Origin of the sequence: Cellulophaga sp. 20_2_10 (assembly GCF_023476645.1) — a bacterium.
Taxonomy (GTDB): domain Bacteria; phylum Bacteroidota; class Bacteroidia; order Flavobacteriales; family Flavobacteriaceae; genus Cellulophaga.
In genome coordinates, this window is the sequence record NZ_JAMCOJ010000011.1 from 1 (window position 1) to 24,272 (window position 24,272).

Below are 24,272 nucleotides of genomic sequence, written 5' to 3' on the forward strand. Positions count from 1 at the left end.
ACAAGCTTTAATTTCAAAACGATGCTCTTGTGCCTTATAACTTTCTAAAGCGTCTTGAAAATTTAGGACTGTATCATTAGTATCTGCAGTAAGAAGGTTCTCTTTTTTTATACCATTGCAGGCTGTAAGAACAGATACCATTATTAGAATGCTAATTATTTTGCTCATTAATAAGGCTGTTGATAATTATACCTAACTTCTTTTATGGTGGTTACTTGGTAATCTTTTTCTAAATAGTTTTCATCATTGTAAAGTAAAGTAACATTTGTATAACCAATACTATTATATGCAGGTAGACAATAACTTTTTCCATAGGTTATTCCTTGGGAAATTGCCATACCTAACAATGGTGTATATAAGGGCAATTTATTATTTTTTCTATCTTTATTAAAGTCTTTAATTTTTGTATTGGCATTAATAAGTTGGCCGTCAATAAGCACATATCCTTCTAAGGTGGGTAAATTGATAAATGCAGCTTCTCTTTCTGACACCATAGATTCATAACCATCTGCTATATCCTTTAAAACCTCGGTATCATCAGATAATTTTATGGCGATGCTTGCCACCATTCTAGGCCTATTATCTATACCATTTGTTTCTTCGAGATTATGAATATCACCCAATCTTCTAGCTTTAAAACTTATTGGCTTATCATCGTAGAAATATGTGATTCTCCCTTTGAAACTATCTCCCATTACTTTTTCAAAGAGATGAAGACTATCTAAGACAACATGTTGTTCATTATAATATAATTTACAAGCTTTAATTTCAAAACGATGCTCTTGTGCCTTATAACTTTTTAAAGCGTCTTGAAAATTTAGGACTGTATCATTAGTATCTGCAGCAAGAAGGTTCTCTTTTTTTATACCATTGCAGGCCGTAAGAACAGATACCATTATTAGAATGCTAATTATTTTACTCATTTTAATAAAATTTATTAATCCATAAAAAGTTTAGCCTTTTTTAATTTTAAAATAGCTTCTGTATTTTGGTGTAACATACGGTTACTTTGTAAATACCTATTTAAATTAAATTCATCAAAATTTATTGCTTCCTTGTCCATACTACTAATATGCACACGACCAGAAGAATGTATAAACTGGTTATTACCAATCCACATACCAACATGTACAACTCTTTGCTTGGTAGAATCTGTTGCTTGTCTGCCAAAAAATAGTAAATCGCCAACAGCAAGCTTACTAAAATCTTTATCCTTGTCTATTATTGCACCTGCATGTACTTGTTGAGATGCATCTCTTGGTAACACCATACCATTTAAAAAATAAATGGTTTTTGTAAATCCACTACAATCTACCCCTTTACTAGAGGTACCACCCCATAAATAAGGCAAACCCATTAATTGTTTAGATGTTGCTACCAAAGATTCTTCTGTTGGGTTTAAGGCTGCTAACCAACTATTATAGGTTTGTGCTTCTTCCTTTTTTACAAAAGCAAGCCTACCATCTGGGTATTTTACTTGGTAAAATGACCCTTCATCTGCTACTAATTCTAAAATGCTACCAGCTACCAAATCGGATACAGTTTCTTGACGTGTTGTTGACGTGTAAGAAAAACCTGTAATATCAGTATATATAATTTTTTTAGCTGTTTTCCACGTTTTAAGATCATCATTCTTCAAAATTTCTATACCTCCTTTATCTACCCACGCTAAATAATTATCTGGTGTTTGTATTAAATACCAATCACCATCACTCTTAAAAACTTTTACAGGCGTGCCTAAGGTTGCTTGTGTAGCAAGTTCTTGTGAGTGTCCTGCTTTGCTTCTTAAATTAGCAACAGATATTTTTACAATAGCCCAATTGCTATTTTTAAATTCTGCTGTTGGTAGCAACTGTATACTGTCTATATATTCAATTTTAGCATCATTTAGCTTTGTTTTAAGCTCGTTTACAGCTTTTGGTAAGTTAGACTCACCTGTTAGGACATACTGTTTGTCTGTAGCTTTAGATTCAATATTAAAAAGAGCTACACGCTTATCTGGTGCATACTCTTGTTTTACCTTAGCTACATATTCTAAAACAGGATTATCCTTAATTACTACTTCATTTTTACAACTACCTAAAATTAGTACCGCTACAAGCGCAATAAAAGGGATTTTAGAATTGATATACTTCATCATTTTGTACATATTGAATTGGATGAGTGAAAATATGAAAATTTTGTTTTTAATGTAGATAAAATCAACATTGATATGTTAATAACTACGTTAAAGTACTGTTAATCAGTATATAAATTAGGAAATTAAAGTTTATTTTGTTATGTTGATAACTATGATTAAGACAGATAAACTAGAAAATACAGAGATTATATTAAAGTCTATTTCCTATTTAGAATCTAGAGGCTTTACTAACATTAAGGCAGATGCAACAGATTGCGAAATACCAAAGTCTTATATTAGAAAAAGTACTGGTGTTAAAATAACACCAGATATTGTTGCTATGAAAAATGGTAGAAAATACTTTTTTGAGATAAGTTTAAAATCGGACACACCAAAATTACTAAAATCTAAATGGCTGTTTTTAGACACTTTAAGTAGAATGAACTCTAATAGGTTTAGAATTATAACAACCAAAGGGCACTTTAAATTTACAGCAGATATGCTTGAAGATATAAACCTAAGTAATAAAACACCAATTAAAATTTAGTGCTTGTACATTATCATATGTGGTATACCATCTTCTAAATACACGTCTCCTTCTTCTTTAAAACCTAAATTAGTATAGAACTTTAGAAGGTATTTCTGAGCCGAGATTTTAATTGTTGTTTCTTGTAAATGTTCTTTTACTGCAGCTATAGATTCTTGCATAATTACGTAACCATACTTGTGTTTTCTTTCAGACTTTTTAACTACTACCCTACCAATACTGGCATCTTTAAAGTAATCTCCAGATTTAAAAAAACGAGTATAAGCAACTAAATTATTGTCCTTATATCCCAAAACATGAAATGCTTCAAAATCTTTACCATCTACATCCTGGTAAACGCAATCTTGTTCTACAACAAAGACCTCTGATCTTAATTGTAGAACTGCGTATAAATCTTTTGTAGTTAGCTCTTTAAAGCTTTTAACAGTTACCACCATAATAAGGTATGTTAATTACAAGCTATTTTTTCAACTCTGTTTTGGTGTCTTCCGCCTTCAAACTCAGTATCTAAAAATGTATTCACCATTTCTAGAGCTTGTGGTAAAGAAACAAAACGAGCTGGTATACTTAATATATTGGCATTATTATGCTGGCGAGCAAGAGAAACAATCTCTTTTGTCCAACATAAAGCAGCTCTTACTTTTTGGTATTTATTAGCAGTCATAGAAACACCATTACCACTACCACATATAAGGATACCAAAATCTACCTTTTTATTTTCTACATCTGCAGCTACAGGATGTACAAAATCTGGATAATCTACACTATCATTACTGTCTGTACCGTAATTGGTAACTTCTATACCTTTTTCTTTTAAAAGTTCTAGTACCGCAAATTTATAATCTGTACCAGCATGATCATTACCTATAGCTATATGCATTGTATTGTTTTTTGTAGTTTTACACTACAAAAGTACAAATACCTTTGTATTTACTATTCTAAAATTGTTAATAAATACAAACCCCCATTTTTACATACATTTTTGGTTGTGTCACATACAACTAACAAGTTGTTCACAACAGTTTAATAACTATACAAAACATAAATTTTGTTTATTCTAAAAATTGTTGCATTATAGCATAGATTATCCTCTACCAAATCTATTTTTAACTTTTTAAGAAAAAGATATTAAGACTAATGTTAATAATGTAAACAATTATTGAAGGTCTATTTATTAAAAAAATGTTGTTAATAGAAGTTGTTAATAACAGTTAATAAGTATTGTAATAGATTGATTTTTAAGAATAGAATAGAATATAAACGTCTCATAAGTTTACAATAAATTTACATTACTGTTGAGTACAAGAAATATTGCATAATTTTATTGTACATATTAACACACTATAATAACCACCTCTTTTTTTTAAAATTTAATAAAAGAATAATAGTATATTATATATATGTTTATAACAACGTTTTCTTTACTATAAAATTAAGAAATTGGTTTAAGTAGATTAGAGTAGATAATAATTTGTAATTTTCCACAAATAAATAAATGAATGACAAAGATTAAAAAAGGAACTAATAACAAAGACCGTAACTTTATTACTAAAGGTATATTCACGGTACTAGAAAAAGATCCTAGCGAAAGTTTTAACTACAAGCAGATCGCTGCTAAATTAGGAATAACAGATGCAAATACAAGAAACATACTAGTAAAGAGATTAGTACAGTTAAAAGAAAAAAAGAGAATACTAGAAGAAAGTATAGGTAAATATAAAGCAGTTGCTAGAAGTTCTAAAACATACCACACAGGTAAAGTAGATGTTACTAGTAAAGGAAATGCATATATAGTTATAGAAGGCTTAGATGATGATGTTTTTATCGCTAGTAATAAATTAAAGAAAGCTTTTCATAGAGATATTGTAGAAGTCTATATATTTCCAAGAAGAAAAGGTCGCAAGTTAGAAGGCGAAATAACTAGAATTATAGAAAGAGACAAAACTAACTTTGTTGGTATTGTGCAATTACAAAAGAATTACGCTTTTGTAACATCTACAGATTTTAGAATGTATACAGATTTTTTTATTCCAAAAGATAAAATTAATAATGCACAAGATGGTGATAAAGTTATAGTTAAACTAAGCGATTGGCCAGACGATGCAGACTCACCTTACGGAGAAATAACAGAAGTTCTTGGTAAACCAGGTGAACATAATACAGAAATACATTCAATTTTAGCAGAATATGGGTTACCCTATCAATTTCCGTTAGAAGTAGAAAGTTATGCTAATAAGATAGATACATCTATTAAGCCAGAAGAAATTGCAAAACGTAGAGATATGAGAGATACTCTTACGTTTACGATAGATCCTAAGGATGCAAAAGATTTTGATGATGCTTTATCTTTTGTAAAATTAGAAAATGGTAATTATGAAATAGGTATACACATTGCAGATGTATCTCATTACTTAGAACCAGATACTATTTTAGATGATGAGGCCTACCAAAGAGCAACATCTGTATATTTAGTAGACCGTGTTGTACCAATGTTACCAGAAGTGTTATCTAACAATGCTTGTTCTCTACGTCCTAATGAAGAAAAATATACTTTTTCTGCGGTTTTCGAGATTAATGAACAAGCACTATTAATAAACCAATGGTTTGGTAGAACTGTAACAAATTCTAACGAGCGTTTTGCTTATGAAGAAGCACAACATATTATAGAAACAGGAGAAAATACAATTCCTGAAGCTATATCTATTAGAGAAAGTGGAGCATATACAGTTGATGATGACATAGTAGAAGCTACATTAACATTAGATAAATTGGCTAAAATTATGCGTACGAAACGTATGAAAGCTGGTGCAATATCTTTTGATAAGGTAGAGGTTAGATTTAGTTTAGATGAAAACAGTAACCCAGAAGGAGTTTACTTTAAAGAATCTAAAGATGCTAACAAGCTAATTGAAGAATTTATGTTATTGGCTAACAGAAAAGTAGCCGAGTTTATTGGGAAACAAAAACCAGAAAAAACATTTATTTATAGAGTACATGACGAGCCAAACGAAGAAAAACTAGCCAATTTAAATGGTATAATTTCTAGATTTGGTCATAAACTAGATTTTAAAAGTAAAAAATCTATTAGTGAATCTTTAAACCAATTACTAGAAGATGTAAAAGGTAAAAAAGAACAAAATTTAGTAGATACTCTTGCTATACGTAGTATGAGTAAAGCTATTTATACTACAGATAATATTGGTCATTACGGTTTAGCTTTTGATTATTATTCTCACTTTACATCGCCAATACGTAGATATCCAGATGTAATGGTACACCGTTTATTACAACATTATTTAGATGGTGGTGCAAGTGCAAAACAAGAAGTTTACGAAGAAAAATGTAAGCATTCATCAGATATGGAAGGCCTTGCCTCTAGCGCAGAAAGAGATTCTATTAAATACATGCAAATTAAATTTATGGACGACCATAAAGATGCAGAATTTGTAGGTGTAATTTCTGGAGTTACGGAATGGGGTATCTATGTAGAAATTGTAGATAATAAATGCGAGGGTATGGTGCGTATAAGAGATATTAAAGACGATTACTATACTTATGACGAGAAAAGTTATTCTATCGTAGGAGAGCGTACTAAAAAGAGTTACCAGCTAGGAGAACAAGTTGTAGTAATGGTAAAAAGTACAGATTTAGTAAAAAGACATTTAGATTTTTCGTTACTTAGAAAAGCAGAGTAATATATTTGTGGAACGAATTTTGTAAATTATATTAGGAAATATACCTAAAAACAACAAAATGAATAAGTTAAACTTATTTACGTTTTTGCTATTTACTATTAGTTTAGTACATGCACAAAACGAAAAAATTACACAAAAATTAGAAAGCTTTACTGAGGTAAAAGCTTTTGACGGTTTGTCTGTAAATCTTATTAAGTCTACCAAAAATGAGGCAATTATAACTGGTGCTAACACACTAAAAGTTTCAATTGTTAATAACGATGGTGTGCTAAAACTACGTATGGAAATTGATAAAATTTTTAGTGGTTACAGAACATTTGTAGATGTTTATTATACAGATATATTAACTGTAATAGATGTAAATGAAGATGCAAGAATTAGCTCTAATGAAACTATTAAACAAGATTTATTAGAGTTAAAATCTCAAGAAGGCGGTGAACTAATTATAGATACTAATGTTACACAGTTATTAGTTAAATCTGTTACCGGTGGTGTAATTACAACAACAGGATCTGCAAAAAATCAAGATGTAAAAATAAATACTGGTGGAATTTATTATGGAAAAGGTTTTAAAACAGAACTTACTACAATTAGTGTAAATGCTGGTGGTAACGCAGAAATTTTTGCTACAAATTATGTACAAGCTTCGGTTAAAGCCGGTGGTGAGGTTTTAGTTTTTGGCAACCCAACAAAAATGGACGAGAAAACAGTTTTTGGCGGTAAAATAATAAGAAAATAGAAAAACTATTACATGTTAGATGATATACAGGCAGCAATACCATTAGGCTTTTTTTTAAGCTTTATGATTGGTCCTGTTTTTTTTGTGCTTTTAGAAACCAGTGCAGTTAAAGGTTTTAGAGCTGCGTTGATTTTTGATCTTGGCGTAATTTTAGCCGATATTTTATTTTTAACAGTCGCTTATTTTAGTAGTTATCAATTACTAGAAAATTTAAGTAACTTACCAGGATTGTATATTTTTGGGGGTGTTATACTTCTAGTTTATGGAGTAATTGTTATTATAAAAAAACCCACAAAAGAAAAACCAACTGCCCTTAAATCTAGTAAAAGTGCATATTTAAGTTTATTTATAAAAGGCTTTTTATTAAACTTTATAAATATTGGAGTATTAGTATTTTGGCTTGGTGTTATTCTAGTAGTTGGCCCCAGTTTAGATAACGATTCTAATAGAATTGTAGTTTTCTTTTCTGCTATGCTAGGTACTTATTTTGCAACTGATATTATTAAAATACTTTTAGCTAAACAGCTTAAAAGATATTTAACTCCTAGACGTATTTTTTTAACTAAAAAAGTACTAGGTATTATACTTGTTATTTGTGGATTGGTACTTATTACAAAAGGTTTTTTACCTAAAGACCAGTTAAATATTCAAGAGGGTTTGGAACTTTTAGAAAAATAGTACTTCTTCCGTTTACTTATATATTATTTAATACTTCTATTCTTTTGCACATTGAAGTTTACTTGACTAAATATATTAAAGGTTTACCTCTTGTAAACTATGGTATAAGACTAAAGTTTAGTATATAAATTGTAATAAACTGATTAGAAATAATATAATCAAAACTTTTAGAAACAAAAAAACCTCCACGTTAGTGAAGGTTTTTGAGGCATCGAGCATCCCGAAGCTTCGGGAGAACTGCTGTATTATTTATGATATAAAAGTATTTTAAAAATGTAATTATCTGATATTAAAATGGTTTGATTATTAGGATGTTTATAGAAACAAAAAAACCTCCACGTTAGTGAAGGTTTTTGAGGCATCGAGCAGATTCGAACTGCTGTAGGAGCTTTTGCAGAGCTCAGCCTAGCCACTCGGCCACGATGCCATTTTAGGACTGCAAACTTACAAAAATAAATTCATAAGAATATAAGTTTTTTAAAATCAATTTTGCATTTTTTTGAGGCATCGAGTGGATTCGAACCACTATGATAATCCTTGCGGGATTATGTCTATCCATTTCGACCACAATGCCATTTTTAATACGGGGGAAGGATCAAATGTACACATATTCCCAAGTATATGAAACTTCTTTTGTTGCAGTTTAACGAGTTAATTGTACCGTTATCGAAACCATTTCTACATCACCACCAATTGGAGGGTTTAATTTAGATACAGTAACTTCTGATTTATTTACAATACTCAATTCTGAAAAAATTCGGTCTATAATTCGCTTTGCAACGTGCTCTAATAATTTAGATCTTATTGCCATTTCTTGTTTTACAATATGGTTAATATGTACATAATTTACCGTATCTTCTAAATCATCGGATACAGATGCTTTTTTTAAATCTGCATGTACAGTAACATTTACTAGATAATCACTACCAATTAATGCTTCTTCTTGTAAGCAACCGTGGTATGCGTAAGTTTTAATATTACTTACTGTTATTTTTCCCATTTGTTTTTATTTAGATGTGCAAACTTAACTAATCATATTAATAATTAGTATGTACATCTACAATTACTTAATCCCTGGAATAAATCTACACCAATTGTTACAACATGTGTACCTGTACTGTAATTTAAAATATCGTTTAAAATTATTTGATACGAGTAACCAAAGTAATAATTATCTTTCTTTAAACCTGCAAAAGGTGCTAAATACAAGGGTTTACCAATTTGATCATTTAAAAATCTGTAGTTTACACCTGCATAGTAATAATCTTCAAAATCGTATTTTCTAAATTTTAAATTTAAATCTGTTTCAGATCTTCCATCACTTTCGAACATTTTATAAAGCACAGATGGCTCTATTTCCCAATCACTATTTCTACTCTTTTTATATCTGTAACCAGTATATAAGTAGTAATTTCTTAATGCATTAGGTTCAAAAGTTTCATTAAAATTAGAAATATCTTTATCTATTAAGTTAGACACATTTAAACTGGCATAAAATTTATTAATTCTATACATAAGACCAACATCAAAGTTATGGTTTGTTGTAGATCTATCGTCTGTTACTGCATTGTCTGGAGTAGCGACTAAGTTAAATTCTTGAATGTCTATTCTGAACTGATTAAAATTATAAGAGATACCAAAAGATAAAAACTCATCTTCATATTTATCTAAAGTTAAATGGTGCGCAAAGGAAATTCTTGCTCCCTGTTGTTTAGTGTATCCATTTTTATCATTATATAAAAATATACCTAAACCAGACTTGTTACCAATTCTGGCATCAGCCGCTAAGGATTGTGTTCTTGGTGCATCTTCTATACCTACCCATTGCGCAAGTCCATTCATCCTAATTTTTACATGATCACCAATACCTGCGTATGTTGGTGATAAAACAAATGGGTTGTCTGCCAAATATTGGGAGAGTTGTGGTGAATTTAGCTCCTGTGCATTTGAAAGCATTGTGCCGGCAAATAGGGATAAGATTGCTAATTTAAATCGCATAATTATAGGTTAAGTTCTTTTATTTTTTATCTGTACAATGTAAAGTGTCCAACAAATTCTCTGCTGTCTACTTCATCTTTAAGCTTAATAGTATACCAGTAATCTCCAGATGGTAGATCCTTATTATTATAAGTTCCATCCCATCCTTTATCATCGGCTCCCATTCTATATAACTCTCTACCGTATCTATCATATACAATAGTTAAGATATTTGGAAACCCTTCTGTGTTTTTAGGCTTCCATGTATTGTTTACATCGTCACCGTTTGGTGTAAAGAAATTTGGGATTTCTATATCGATGAACTCAATAAATATATCTTGAGTCGTTTCACAACCATTTTCGTCTACAACAACAACGGTATAAGTATCTGTCTTACGTATTCTGAACGTATTGTCTTCCCCATTATTGTTTCCTTCCAGATAGAAAGTATATTTAGGGTTACCACCTGCAGCAATTGCCGTTATTTCGTTAATATTTGTATTCTGTAATACAAGTGTTAATGGCTCAAAGGCATCTACAGTAAAGTCAATTGTTTCAGAACATCCATTTGCATGCAATAAGTATAAATAATGATTACCGGCAGACATATTTGTAAAGTCTGGAGTTAATTGCATTGCAGCAGGATCTGTAGTATCTAAACCGTATAATACGTCTGTTATTGTGTTGTCTTCTAAAACAACGTCTAAATAATTTGTAGGCGTATCTGTACTACACTCGTAAATAGGTGTTGCAGTAGCTTTTAAGTTAACACCTGGTGCTATATTTATAATAATATTAGCATCACATCCATTTGCATCTTTAACCAATATTACATGAGCTCCAGAAGATAATCCTGAAAAATCTACTCTGTCTAATACATAATCTGCAGGATCGTTAGAATCTAAACTAGTTCTGTAAGGAGCAGTACCACCAGTTATTGTAACTGTAGCCATACCATCTTCATTCCCCGTACAAGTTTCACCAGTTGTAGTTTCACCTAATTGTATTACAGTTGGTTCATTAATTGTAAAATCAAAAGCTATAAAACAACCGTTTTCATCTTGTGCAATTACATCATAAACTCCAGGAGCTAAATCTGTAAATACATTTTTAGTATCAAACTGATCTAAATTAGGTGTTATAGAATATTTAATTTCTCCTGTACCACCACTAACCTCAACAGTTATAGTACCATTTTCTTCACCAAAACAAGTTACATCTGTAAATTCTTCAGTATCTATAACCAAAGGAATAGGTTCTACTATTGTTATTGCTCTAGATACGGTTTCACAACCACCATCTGATGTTACTTTTATATAGTAAATACCAATTGGTAAGTTTCTAAAGTCGCCCGTAGTTTGTGGTCCCTGTAAAGGACTAGTACTTGTTGGGTTATCTAATAATTCATAAGAATAATTTCCTAAACCACCACTAGCTCTTGAGCTTATGGTTGCTGTAGATTCACCATTACAATTAATAATTGCAGCACTTTCGTCTAAAGCAATAGTTAAAGGAGGTACAGGATCTATTGTAACTAGATTACTAATAATGTTACCACAGTTAAAATCATCTCTTACATAGTACTGGTAAACACCTGCTGGTACTGTAAATGTGTGTGTATCTCCACCAGTCATTGGCGTAAAGTTTATACCATCTACACTAAACTCATAAGGAGCAGTACCACCAGTAGCTGTTAATCGTATTACAGCATCATCATCACACGTTAATTGTGAAACCTGTACCAAAGATCCAGTTATGTCTGTAGGCTCTGTTATAATAGCTTGTATAGTTTCTACATCACAGTTCCAACCATCAGATACTGTTATCGTATATATACCAGCACCTAAGTTATTGAACATTGGATTTGCCTGTGGACTACTAGAGTATAATAAAGTAGTACCAGCAGCATCATAAACATTTAATTGGTAGTTGTAAACGCCTTCACCATTTAATACATTTACTGCCATAACACTCCCGTTAGTATCACCATAACAAGTTAATAATTGTGTAAGTGGTGTAATATCTGCTGTAATTGGTATTGCAGGGTCTAATGTTATGGTATCTGTAAAATCACATCCACCATCATCTGTTACTGTTACAGTATACGTAGCAGCACTTAACCTTACAAAGCTAGCAGAAGAAACATCTGTAAAAGTAGTTTCTACACCAGTAGTATTGTTTCTTAAAACAATGTCATAAGGTGCATAACCACCAGTTGGTTGCACTACTATTTCACCAGCATTATCATCACAAGTTACAGCTGCAGTTTGTGATACCGTTGCTGTTAATGCCATATCTGGAGAAACTATAGTTATTACATTAGAATCTTCAGTACAAAAAGGAGCATTATCTTCTGTAACTGCAACATAATAATTACCACCAGATAAACCAGTTATAGTAAATGTGTTTGTTGTAGCATTACCATTAATACCTGTTAATGTACCATCAGCATTTAAAACTGTATATGTAAATGGCCCAGTAGCATCTGTAACTGTTACTTCAATTTCACCGTCTATACCTCCAAAACAAGTTACAGGAGAAGTTGCTCTAGCAGAAACTTTAATTAAATCGTATTGTGCAATGTTATACACTTCTGTATCTACATAACAACCAGTAGTTGTGTCTGTAACTCTAAATACATAACCACCAACAGCTCTTAATTCAAAAGTTGCAGTGTTATATGTTGGTGTTGTTATTTGCGTAGCATTTGTATTACCAATTGGTAACAACTCATACGTATATACATTTGTAGCATCACCATTATCTGTTACTGTAATAGTAACTTCTTCTGGACCATTACATGATATGGCAGTGTCTTGAGAAATTACAGCAGTAAATTTATTAATAGGCTCTATTGTTACTGTTGTTGTTTGCGGACAAGTATTATCATCCTTAACATAAACTGTAATAGTTTGTGCAACTCCTGTATCTATTACATTAAATGTATTAGTAGTTTGGAAGTTTACATTATCTATACTGTATAAATACGGACTAGAACCTGAAGGAGTTCCTGGTGTTGTAGCACCATCTTCTATAGTTACTGTAATTATTGCTGTATTTACCGTGTTGTTAGGAGCACAAGCAAAGTCTGTTGCAACTGCATTTATTAGCAACTGTGTTGGTTGCGTAACCTCAACAGTTTGTCGTATAGAGCATCCTTTAGCAGATACTACTTCTATTTGATAAAATGCTGCTGCTAATCCTGTAAAAGTAGGACTAGTTTGAGTTACTCCTATTTGAGTTACTCCTGTAGCATCATATAAATTATAGTTATAAATAGGATCTACATTTGTTGCAGGATCTAAATTAGCAGTAATACTACCATCAGATAAACCAAAACAACTTACGTTATCTATAGTTGCAGCTAATAAAATAGGATCTACTTTATCTACCAATTCTTGTGTAACTGTTTTTTCACATATTGGTGCACTTGTATCTAAATCACGAACCCTAAAGCTATACACACCAACTTCTGTTAAACCAGTAAACACACCTGTTGCATTTGTAATTGTTGTAGCACTTATTGGTAATGTAGCTACAAATTCTAAGTTTGTAGAACCACCAGTTACATTCACTGTTATTTGCCCGCCTGGATCTACAGTACAATCTATTGGTTTAGCAACAATAGTAGAAACATTCATTTCTTCATATAAAACCGTTGCAAGCGTTGTAAAATCGCAAGACCATTGATCGTTAATTAATACCGTATAAGAACCAGCACCTAAACCAGAGAATGTTGTTGTTGTTTGCGGAGAACCAACTGCCGTACCATCTTTAATAAGTTGGTATGTATAGTTACTTCCTTGTCCACCTGCAGTTCCAATAACCTCAATTTCACCTTCTAGGTTTGTACAATTTTCTTGATTTACTTGTAAAGTTGCAGTAATTTGAGTTGGTGTAACTAAATTAACATCAGCTAATTGAACAATACAACCATTTTTATCTGCAATCCAAACTTGGTAATCTGTACCTGCAGGAGCTGCAGCACCAGATAAACCAGTAAATTCAGGATTAGAAACATAATCTGTAGGATATACTGGAGCAGGGTTAGTTGCTATATCTACAAAATACACATAGTCTCCCCAACCGCCAGCAGCGTTAATAACTTCTATAACTCCGTCATTACCAACACAAGTTACAGGTGAAACCTCTGTAGCGGCAGTTATTGCAGCACTAGGACCAGTAATAGTAAATGCTTGTGTATATGTACATTTAGGATCTGGAGTTTGTTGTACTTCTATGTAGTACGTACCAGCTACTAAACCGTTAATTATAAAATTACCGTTTGGTGCACTACCTGGAGTTTGTGTATCATCTCCAGTATTTGCAGGAGTATTGTTTACATCTTGGTAAAGTATGTATGCTATTGCACCTGTGTAGGTAACATTAGCATCATCATGTAAATTAAATGTTGCACTACCATCAGTACCACCAAAACAAATTACATTGCTTGTTACAGTTGCATCTAATTCTAATACATCTGGACTAGTAATAGTTTCTGATGTTGTTATAATACAACCCGTATCTGCATGTCTAACTAAGAAATTGTGAGTACCAACACCTAAACCAGTAAATATTTCAGGATTGGTATGAGAAACAGTGGTTTGCCACGTTGTTCCGTTATCAATACTATACTCAAATTTAGAAGTATCATTAGCAGTAGAAGTTACACCAATAGTTATTTCACCATCTGTACCAGGATCACAAGTAATATCACCTGTAATAGTAGCAGTAGCTGTTAACAATTCATCATAAGGAGCAATATCTGCTTCTATTGTACCAACACAACCTTTATCGTCATATACATTAATGGTATAAGAACCACCAACAGTATTAGTTTCTATGTAAACAGTATTAGAACCAGATTGTACAATAATATCATCACCAGTTGCAGGTGTGTTGTTATCATTTATAAATTCATAAATAACATATGTATTGCTACCACCAGTAATATTAGCAGCAGTGTTATCTATAGTAATGCTAGCATTGCTATTAGTGTTACCACTTGTAGGCGTACAACCAAATTCTACAACATCTGCAGCTACAATTACAATAGGATCTGGTTGATCAATTATAATATCTGTTATAGTAGCAGTACAACCATTTGTACCTGTTGCAGTTACTGTATATGTATTAGGAGGTAAGTTAGAGAATGTGCTTGTAGCAGTATCAAAAGTACCAGCTAAAGGTGTTATTGTGTATGTTAATGGGTTAATTCCATTATCAGTTTGGTATAAAGTTATAGTACCATCATCTGCAGTATTACACGTAATAGCTGTAAATGTGTGCGTAAATATTGGGGTTACGGCATCTGCAACAACGACATTAAATACTGTTGGAGGACAAGATGGAGTATTATTATCATATACTGATACTATGTAAGTACCAGATACAGTAGCTCCATCCCAAACATCAGTATTGGCAGGTGATGGTAAATTAGTTCTTGGCAAGTCATTAGTACCAGGACCATCAATCGCATAAGCATATGAACCAGAACCATCAAAAGCAGTGATTGTAATTTCTGCATTTGGTGTAGCAGAACAGTCTAACAATTTAGTTACAGCTGCAGTAGCTTGAAATTTAGGATAAATTGTAAAGGTTTCTGTTTCTCCACAACCATTTAAATCTTTTATTTCTACTGTTTGTGCAGTACCAGAACTTAATCCTGTAATAGTATATTCGCCAGCAGTAAATGTAATATTTTGAAAAGCTGCTCCATTAACACTTATAGAATAAGGTGTTGTACTTGGTGTATCTAAAGTTACTAATACTTCATAATCACCTTCTGCAACACATTCATCAACTAATGATAAAGATATTTCTGGAGATACATCAGTTGGAACAAAAATAGATTCTGTTTGAATACATCCATATGCATCTTTAATATAAACGTCATAAGTACCACCTTCTACATTAAATACATTTACTGATGAACCAGCCCATGTAGTTAAAGTTGGAGCTGTAGCTCCTGTTGGTAATATTTGATATTCATAAGGACCTGTACCATATTGACCACTAGCAGTTATTACACCTGCATCTGTGTTACAATTATCATTTTTAGTTAGAGTTAAATCTATCTCTAATAAATTAAGAGACTCTCTTATGGTAAATTCACCACCATAAACAGTACAACCATTAAAGGGACCACCAACTTCAGATAATAATAAGTAATATTGACCTGGAGGTAATGTCGCAAAATTAGATACAGTTATTGCAGTTACTGGTCCAGAAACTGGAGTTGAGCCAGTAACGGGAGTAGGTGTTATTGGTGCGTTAGATTGCTTATAGAAAATTTCATAATCTACAGCTGTTGCTAAAGCATCATAATTGTCAAAAGTAAAAGATATATTACCATCGTTAGAACCTGTACAGGTTACATTAGCTACAGGATCTAAAGAAACAGTCATATTAGATGGACTATCTATAGGTGTTGCTGCAGTTTCAAAATAATAGCAATTATTAACTAAGTCATGTACTACAAAAGTATAAGTTATACCAGGAGTTAAGTATACACCATTTGCTGTTTGTGAGAATGTAATAATACTTCCGCCTACAGTATCTGGAGCATAATAAGTTGAGGTATAAGGAGAGTTAAAATCTTCTAAAATACCAAATTCATAATTACCACTACCAACCATTGCGGAAACTTCTACTATTGCAGTACCACCATCTGCACAATTTGCTGTAGATGTACTCACATCTATATCTAAATCGTCTGGTGGAGATGATATAACTTGTGTTGTAAAAGCAGAACAACCATTAGCATCAACAATATCTATTTCATAAATACCAAATGTTAAGATATCAAAAGTACGGTCTCTTGTAGTTGCTGTTGTTATGTGTGTTTGTGGCGTAATACCATTATTTGCAGTTAGTATATACGTATATTCTGCAGTACCACCACTAATATTTGTTATTGTAATAGATCCTGGATTGTTTATCGTACTACCTACATTACAAGTTATTGGTTGGCTATTTACTGTATAATTTATTACAGCAGGTTCGTTAATTGTTGTTGTCTCTGTTGTTACACAACCTTTAGAATCTGTAACAGTTACAGTATAATCACCAGCTGTTAAGCCAGATGTTTGTGTACCGTAATCTTGTGTTGTAGTTGTATTTGTAACGTTAATTGTATAAGGAGCTAAACCAACGCTAGTATCTATTACAATAGCTAAACTACCAGAATCGTCTCCGTTGCAATTTAAATCAGTTGGAGTTACAGTAGTAATTACAGGTAATTCCGCTGGCGATACAATTACAGAGTTTGTAATGTAAGTACAAGCAACAGGAGTTGTATTATCTGTTACTCTAAAAAAGTATGTACCATCTGTATCTGTAGTAAAATTATTTCCTGTAAAGTTTGTAACATTCCAAGGGCCAGAATTAGTAGTAGACCATTCATAAGTGTATGTACCAGAACCTCCAGTAACATTTACATCTATTGAAGCATCTACTAAACATGTTAAATCGTTATTTAAAACTGTTGTAGCTCTTAAGGTAGGATTTAAAATAACCGTTTCTTGTACGCCAACACAACCATAGCCATCTTTAACGTCTATTGTATATGTACCGTTTGCAAGACCTGTAAAAGTATATGTTGTAGCAGTTGCTGGAGTTGGTGTAATCCAAGCACCACCGTTAATACTAAACTGGAAGTTTTCATTTCCAGGAACAGAAGTAACATCTACTTGTATTTCACCATCATTTGCACCAGAGTAACACGCTGTTGGCGTTACTGTAAAAGTTGGTACTTCTGGGGCAGTAACTGTTACTGCAGGTGTAACAACATTAGTACATAATTTATCATCTTGTACTCTTACTATATAGTTTTCATCAGCTGCATTTGCAGGTACATCTGTAAATATTACAGAAGATTGGTATGCTCTAAAAACTGTAGAAGTAGTTGTTACCGTATTGTATATTTCTAATTGATAGTTATACGTTGGTGTACCACCATTTGCAACAGCTGTAATTGTAGCACCGGTATTGTTACATGTAAATTCATCTGTTATAGAAGCAGTTACTGTAATTTCTGTAGGCTGAGTTAATTCTTGAGATAAAGGTATACTACACGCATTATCATCAACATCTCTAACTTCAATAGTATAGTTTTGAGCAGTTAATGTGTTTACTGTTGTAGCTGTTGTAAAAGGACCAACATAATTAGTACCACCATCTATAGTATATTGAAATCCACCTGCACCAAAGTTTGATGCATTTATAACAAATTCACCGTCATTACCACCAAAACAAGAGATGTTTTTAGGGTTTGTAACTGTTGCTGCAAAAGCTTTACCAGCTTCAACCACAACATCAAAAGTTACAGATGAAGAACAAACTTCTGGTAACTGAAATGCTTGTATATCATCTATAGCAATGTCATTACCATTGGTTGCAACAGAATTTGTACGAATAACAATATCAAGGTTTGTATTAGCACCAGGATTTAATGTTACGGTATAATTGTGCCAATCGTCAGCGTTGTTATGTTTAGGAATTTCACCTGTAGCAGTACTAGCAATTACTGCACCACCACCATCTACCAATTCTATTACTATACTTGGATCTGCAAGTGCGCTAAAAGCAGGGCTTGAGCTTATTAAATTAAAGCCCCATGTAGATATCGTAATATCTCTGTTTGGTATAACTTCTATACCTCTTTTGGCATATACAATACCACCAACACCAGCTACACCACCAACGTTCATGGCTAAAAACCTTCCGTTAGCGTTACCTGTATGGTCATTTGGATTTATCCAACCAGAGAAAAGTAAACCTATATTTTGTGTTACTGAATATTCACCATCATTAATCCTTCCATTAGGAGAATTACAAACATCAGTTGTAAAATTTTGTGGCTCATAACAGTATACAGGATCTATTTGTGTTATTGATGTATTTGGTCCTGAACCAAAGTTTTCTGATAATAAATTACTAGGTGTAGGCGCTACATTGGATGTATAATCTACTTTAATAGTATGTGTACCAGCTGTTACATCTGTAAAAATATTACTTGTATTATCTGGCATGTTAAATCCACCATCTATAGAGTAGATATAATCAAAATCTGTACTATTTGGTGTAACTGTAATTTCACCAAGACCTTCACAATCATAAGAAATTGATGGAGCAAATGTAGGCGCAATAGGCGCAGGATCTACAGTTACTATCATTTCAAACGTACATAAATTAGCATCTCTAATATATAACGTATGTGTACCTGGTAATAAGTTGTTAATTGGGTTTGTACTATAATTAGCACCACCATCAAAACTATATTCGTAAGCAGGTGTACCACCTTGAGCATTTGTTATTCTAACCTCAGCACCAGTAGTTGGGTTACATTCATATAATGCTGTAACTGCAGCAGAAGCAGATAACGTAAATGGTTCTGTTATGGTATGTGTAGTTGTTACTGCACAATTATTAGCATCTCTAACACTAATATTATAGCTTCCCGCAGGTAAATTATTAAACACATTAGTTGTTTTATAGCCACCCCCAATACTATATGTGTATGGAGCTTCTCCACCACCGGCAGTAATTGTTATAGTAGATTGTGCTTCACCGCTACACTGTATATCAGTACTTACAGTAGAGATTGTTAATGCAGGATCTTGTACAATGTTTAAATCGTACATAGCCTCACAAAAAGTTCCTGTTCCGTTATTATCACGTACATAAACATCATAATCACCAGCACCTGTTGTTACAGTTCTAGGATTAGTAGTTGTAAAATCTGTTGCTGCAGGAGTTGCACCATTGGCAACTATTGCATAAACATAGTTTGTGCCACTACCTCCGGCAGGCGTAATGGTAACAATTGCGTTTGTACCACATGATGTAATGTTATCTGCTGTGGCTGTTACTGTTAATTCTGGATTTACTGTAATAGAAGCTGTTCCTTTACAGTTTTTACCATCTATAACATCTATAGTATACGTTCCTGGGTTTAAGCCAGAGAAGACGTTATTTGTGCTATAAGCACCGCCATTTATTCTATATTGATAAGTACCATCTCCGCCAGCTATAACATTTGCCGTAAGTTCTAGTCCTGCAGCTGCCGTAAAGCAATCGTTATTTGGAACAATTTCTAAAGTAGGAGCAACTGATGCATCTAAGTCAAAATTTGCTGTTATGATACAACCGTTAGCATCTTCTACGCTTACATTATAAGTTCCTGTTTGGTTTAAGTTATTAAAGGTACCAGAACCATTAGTAACTGTAGTTGTAGCATCTGGATATATAATTGTAAAGTCATTACCACCCCAACCGCCAGTAGCAGTTAAAGCAACACTACCGTCTGTAGTACAAGTTGGTTGTGATTCTAACACGTTTAATGCCAAAGCTGCTGTAGGAGCATCTATAATAACATCTGCCGTTGCAGTACAACTAGTTTCTGTATCTGTTACGGTTATTGTGTACGTACCATTATCTAAGTTGGTTAAAGAAATTACGGCATCATTTACTGCTGTACCTGCTGGTATAGCTGTTGGTCCTGTTATTACATAATTATATGTAGCGTTAAAACCAGATACTGCAAAATTTGCTTCACCATCTGTATCATCAAAACAAGATATATTACTAACTAGGTTTCCTAAAACATTTATAGGATCTACTGGTCTAATTGTAAAGCTTTCATCATATTCACAACCTTTAGCATCTGTAACCCTAAATGTATAGGTATCTGGAGCTAAACCATTAAATGTTGCTGTATTTCCTGTGGTGCTTGTAGCCGCTACTGCAGCTGGAGCAATAATTGTAAATACATAAGGAGCAGTACCATTTGCAACTGTTACAGTAACATCTGATGTTTGTGTAGGGCAGTTTGGAGCAGTTGATGTAAAATCTAAATCTGTTGGAGGGTTTAATGCATCTATAACAATTTCATTGGTTACAAACGTACATAAGTTGGCATCTCTAATTGTAATACTATATGTTCCGTTTGTTAAGTTAGAAAAAGTATCTGCACCAACTCCTGTATTAAAGTTAACACCATCTATACTATAAGAATAAGGAGTTGCACCACCAGTTACATTTTGTGCCTGTATTGTAGCTTCTTGTAAACATGTATAATCTAGAGTTAAAACAGCATCTCCTGTTACACCATCAACAGGGCCACCAATTGTAAAAGGTTCATCTACATCACAAGATGTACCACCATTGGTTTGTGTAATTGTTAATATGTAATCTCCTTGAGGTAAAGAAGTAAAAGAACCTGAGTTATTTACTGCCGTAGTTGTACCATCTGGATACAATAAGCTATAAGCTAGCGTATATCCGTTACTATTTGTAACGTTTATATTGTACGTACCATCTTCAGCGCCAAAACATTTTTCATCTTCTATAATTGGCGTGTAAACTATTGCTGGTGCAATAGCCACAGTAGCTTCATTTGTTATAATGTAGCAATTGTTACTACCTACTACAATAAACTCATACGTACCAGCATCAATATCACTAAAATAAAAGTCAGCTGTAGTTTGGTATGCACTTGCAGGAATAGCACTCAAAGAAAAAGGAGCTGGGTATAAGTCTACACCATCTTTACTCCATATTGCATACGTATATGTTGGACTTGCAACACCACCAGTAGCCGTTACAGATATTATACCATCTGTACAGTCTATAGATTTTGTTGTTAAAGCTGTACCAGCTAAATCAGATACATCATTTATAGTTATTTCTCTTGTTAATGTACAACCATCATCAGTTCTTACAGTAACGTCATAAACACCATCGTTTAAACCTGAGAACGTATGATCATTATCATTTGTAGGTCCAAAAGTATCTACCTCTACTCCTCCTTGAGAGATAGAAAAATAGTACTGTGGTTCTACATCTTCAGCTGAAATTCTAATTTCTCCTAAACCATTACAGTCTGTATCTTTTGTTGTAATATTAACTTTGTAATCTCTTCTTATGATCCCAAGATCTTCTAACCTAAAAACACAACCATCTACAACACCTTGCTGACGCATTTCTACTGTGTAGGCTCCGTTAGTAGCTATAGGGAAAACAGGACCGTTATTTGCGCTGTAAGGAACAAGAATGTTACCTGTTGCTGCATCTAATAATTGAAAATCATAATTTGCAGGTACGTTAGTAACACTTATGCTACCATCTGTAGTACAAATAATATCTTTTAGGGTTGCTCTAGGGTCTAAATTATTTTTAAATACGTTAAAATAGAATCTTGTAAAACAACCATTTCGGTAGTTAATTACGACTCTATATTGTCCTTCATCTTCAGCATTAAAAGTTTGTCCGGTTGCTACCTGTGTCCAAGTACAAGTACCGTTTTTATTAGCACAGTCTTCTACAGAAGCCGTACAACTACCCTCGTCTAACTTTTCCCATTGTATGCTTATTGCATCAGGGATATTAATGTTTATTGGTTCTACATCATTTAAACCACATAAAAATACTTTTGGTAAAAGGTCTCCGTCAATCGGACAAATTGTAACCTCACCATCAACCGTATTTGTAGTATCGTTTATTAATGCTGTTATTGGGTTTGTTTGTGTAGTACCAAAACGTGTTACAGTTATAATTTCTTGAAAACCTTTACAAGGATCTGCAATAATTTTATCAACTATATAAACACCTATATCATCGACAATAAGTGTACTTAAATCACCATCAGGATTACCGTCATTTTGTACAGTATCACCAGCGTCAATAACACCGTTTCCGTTTTCATCTTTGTACCAAACATAATCGTCAAAACCATCACCAGAATCTAGAATAGCATCTGCACCACAGATTTCTACATTTCTACTATAGTCACAGCTTTCTAAATCGTCTAATAAAAAGTTAGTTGCACCTGGAGTTGTAAATCCACAAGTATCAAAATCTGTAACACTTGGATCATCTGTAATTTCACTGTCATTTATAACGCCTCTATAGGTAGAGTATGCTAAATTTTGAATAAGATCTGAACAGGCGTCTATAAAGTCGAAACAATTTTCTGCAACACGTACACGCATACGTATGCTCTCTAAAGGCCCTCCTTGTTCTACTAAGTCATTTGGAATAGAAAAAATTACCTCCCTAGTAGCTGGGTCATATGTATAAGTTACGCCAGTTGGCATTGTAATGTTAGTCTCATCTAAGGTTACGTTTACAGGTAAAACATCTTTAATAGTATACCTATCACCATCATCATTACCAACATTTTGGAATGATAGTACATAATCTAAAACTTGACCTAAGTTTACACCTTGACCAGTAATGTCTGTACCACCAATGTCCTCTACCCTTTTGGCCAAGTGCATTTGTGGTTCTATAATTTCTACATCAAAAGATGTAAAGAAAATATCGTATTTATCTTGTGTAGATGTTGCTCTTAATATAGCGCTAGTTTCATCATTAGGGATGGTAGACCAACCTGTGTTAGGTATTGTAAAAAGGTCTGCATCCCAGCCTAATGTATTTCTACTATTGGGGTTACGAGTAGTTACGATATTATTTTCTAAAGTGATATTACTATCAAAAAAGTTATTTGTTTTATTAGGGTTGGCACCAAACCTATTTGTACCTAAAGGAGTATAAGTTGGTCTACCACTTGCTTTAATAGATAAACCGTCACCAGTTATACCATTATCACCTTCTAAAGTACTTACACCTAACCTCGCATTTACAGGAAAAGGAGCTGGTAATGTTGTAAATCCTGAAACAGGAATATCTACAGATTCTCCAGATTTAATACCGGCATACCCATCAAAAGTGGTAATGTATTTACCAGGGTATGTTGGGTTTTCGTAAACCACAACCATTGTCCACCCACCAGATACACCACCAGATGGACTTTGTCCAACACTAGCTCTAATGTTTGCAACAGTATATTCTCCATTAGGATCTGCTAAGCCAGTAACTAATGATGTAATGTCTTTATAACATGCATATGGACTATAATAACCAAAATCTGCATCACCAAAACCGTCAAAAAGTACTTCATCAGCAGAAATATCTACGTATGAACCACTCGGTGTTTTAAATTTAATATTTCCAATATTACTGCGGTCTGTTTCGTTTGCATAGACAGCTGACCAGTATAAACCAACGTACCTAACTCTAGAACAACTAGCATCTGGTACCGTTAAAGTAGAACTACTAGAACTAAATGTAGAGGCATCACCATCTATATCTATGTATTGCATATCCCAACTATCATTGGCAGTTGAGCCACTTCCTGTTTGGTTATAAGGGTTATTAGGAGTTCTAGATCTAGATTCACGGTTAACAATGTTGTTAGCGATAATAGTTAAATCCCCTCTAATACTATTATCGTATCGGGGTTCAAAATTATTTTTAACTTGACTAAATCCTAAGTGGGACATAGCCAAGACAAGAATGATTAAAAGTGATTTTAAAAACTTATTCATTAGATAGAATGTTTTTAGTGTTTGTTGGTGAGTAATTAAGTTGAGTTGAGTTGTCAGTTGTTATACTGTCATTGAATTCTACAGTATACTTATCGGTATTTTTTGTATTAGCTAATGCTATGCAAGT

Annotated in this window: 11 protein-coding genes and 1 tRNA gene; 4 read left to right on the top strand and 8 right to left on the bottom strand. The window is 33.0% G+C overall.

Translation table 11 applies throughout. The features are described 5' to 3' along the window. Positions 1 to 167 precede the first annotated feature (167 nt). Together M4I21_RS15705 and M4I21_RS15710 are read right to left on the bottom strand one after the other, a co-directional pair. Complete coding sequence (locus M4I21_RS15705; protein WP_249560179.1) at positions 168 to 923, bottom strand: hypothetical protein; 756 nt, start codon at positions 921 to 923, stop codon at positions 168 to 170. 14 nt (positions 924 to 937) lie between these two features. Further along, a complete protein-coding gene (locus tag M4I21_RS15710; RefSeq protein WP_249560180.1) occupies positions 938 to 2,140 on the bottom strand; it encodes a C40 family peptidase in 1,203 nt (400 codons plus the stop codon). Positions 2,141 to 2,291: 151 nt separating this feature from the next. On the opposite strand from M4I21_RS15710, the gene M4I21_RS15715 reads away from it, so the two are divergent. Continuing rightward, entirely contained in the window at positions 2,292 to 2,666 is a 375-nt protein-coding gene (locus M4I21_RS15715; RefSeq protein WP_249560181.1) for a hypothetical protein, read from the top strand. Here the strand turns inward: M4I21_RS15715 and M4I21_RS15720 are convergent. Together M4I21_RS15720 and rpiB are read right to left on the bottom strand one after the other, a co-directional pair. Further along, the gene (locus M4I21_RS15720) at positions 2,663 to 3,103 is read right to left on the bottom strand and encodes a GNAT family N-acetyltransferase (protein ID WP_249560182.1); all 441 of its coding nucleotides are present in this window, start codon (positions 3,101 to 3,103) and stop codon (positions 2,663 to 2,665) included. The genes M4I21_RS15715 and M4I21_RS15720 overlap by 4 nt on opposite strands. Before the next feature lie 11 nt (positions 3,104 to 3,114). After that, positions 3,115 to 3,546: a ribose 5-phosphate isomerase B gene (gene rpiB, locus M4I21_RS15725; RefSeq protein WP_249560183.1), complete on the bottom strand. Its 432-nt coding sequence runs from the start codon at positions 3,544 to 3,546 to the stop codon at positions 3,115 to 3,117. A 619-nt stretch (positions 3,547 to 4,165) separates the two neighbouring features. Between rpiB and rnr the strand changes: the two genes are divergently transcribed. The 3 genes from rnr to M4I21_RS15740 are packed head-to-tail and all read left to right on the top strand — an operon-like array spanning position 4,166 to position 7,778. Continuing rightward, positions 4,166 to 6,361, top strand: coding sequence for a ribonuclease R (rnr, locus tag M4I21_RS15730; RefSeq protein ID WP_249560184.1), 2,196 nt, complete (start codon positions 4,166 to 4,168; stop codon positions 6,359 to 6,361). A 58-nt stretch (positions 6,362 to 6,419) separates the two neighbouring features. Continuing rightward, a complete protein-coding gene (locus M4I21_RS15735) occupies positions 6,420 to 7,100 on the top strand; it encodes a head GIN domain-containing protein (RefSeq protein WP_249560185.1) in 681 nt (226 codons plus the stop codon). Positions 7,101 to 7,112: 12 nt separating this feature from the next. Further along, entirely contained in the window at positions 7,113 to 7,778 is a 666-nt protein-coding gene (locus M4I21_RS15740; RefSeq protein ID WP_249560186.1) for a LysE family translocator, read from the top strand. A 356-nt stretch (positions 7,779 to 8,134) separates the two neighbouring features. On the opposite strand, the gene M4I21_RS15745 is transcribed toward M4I21_RS15740, so the two are convergent. The 4 genes from M4I21_RS15745 to M4I21_RS15760 form a co-directional block, all read right to left on the bottom strand. Then, positions 8,135 to 8,205: transfer RNA gene (locus M4I21_RS15745), tRNA-Cys, on the bottom strand. A gap of 216 nt (positions 8,206 to 8,421) precedes the next feature. After that, positions 8,422 to 8,778 carry a dihydroneopterin aldolase gene (folB, locus tag M4I21_RS15750; protein ID WP_249560187.1) on the bottom strand — a complete coding sequence of 119 codons (357 nt, stop codon included), beginning with the start codon at positions 8,776 to 8,778 and terminating at the stop codon, positions 8,422 to 8,424. Positions 8,779 to 8,822: 44 nt separating this feature from the next. Beyond that, a complete protein-coding gene (locus M4I21_RS15755; RefSeq protein ID WP_249560188.1) occupies positions 8,823 to 9,776 on the bottom strand; it encodes a PorP/SprF family type IX secretion system membrane protein in 954 nt (317 codons plus the stop codon). Positions 9,777 to 9,802: 26 nt separating this feature from the next. Next, the gene (locus M4I21_RS15760) at positions 9,803 to 24,145 is read right to left on the bottom strand and encodes a T9SS type B sorting domain-containing protein (RefSeq protein WP_249560189.1); all 14,343 of its coding nucleotides are present in this window, start codon (positions 24,143 to 24,145) and stop codon (positions 9,803 to 9,805) included. Positions 24,146 to 24,272: the final 127 nt, after the last annotated feature.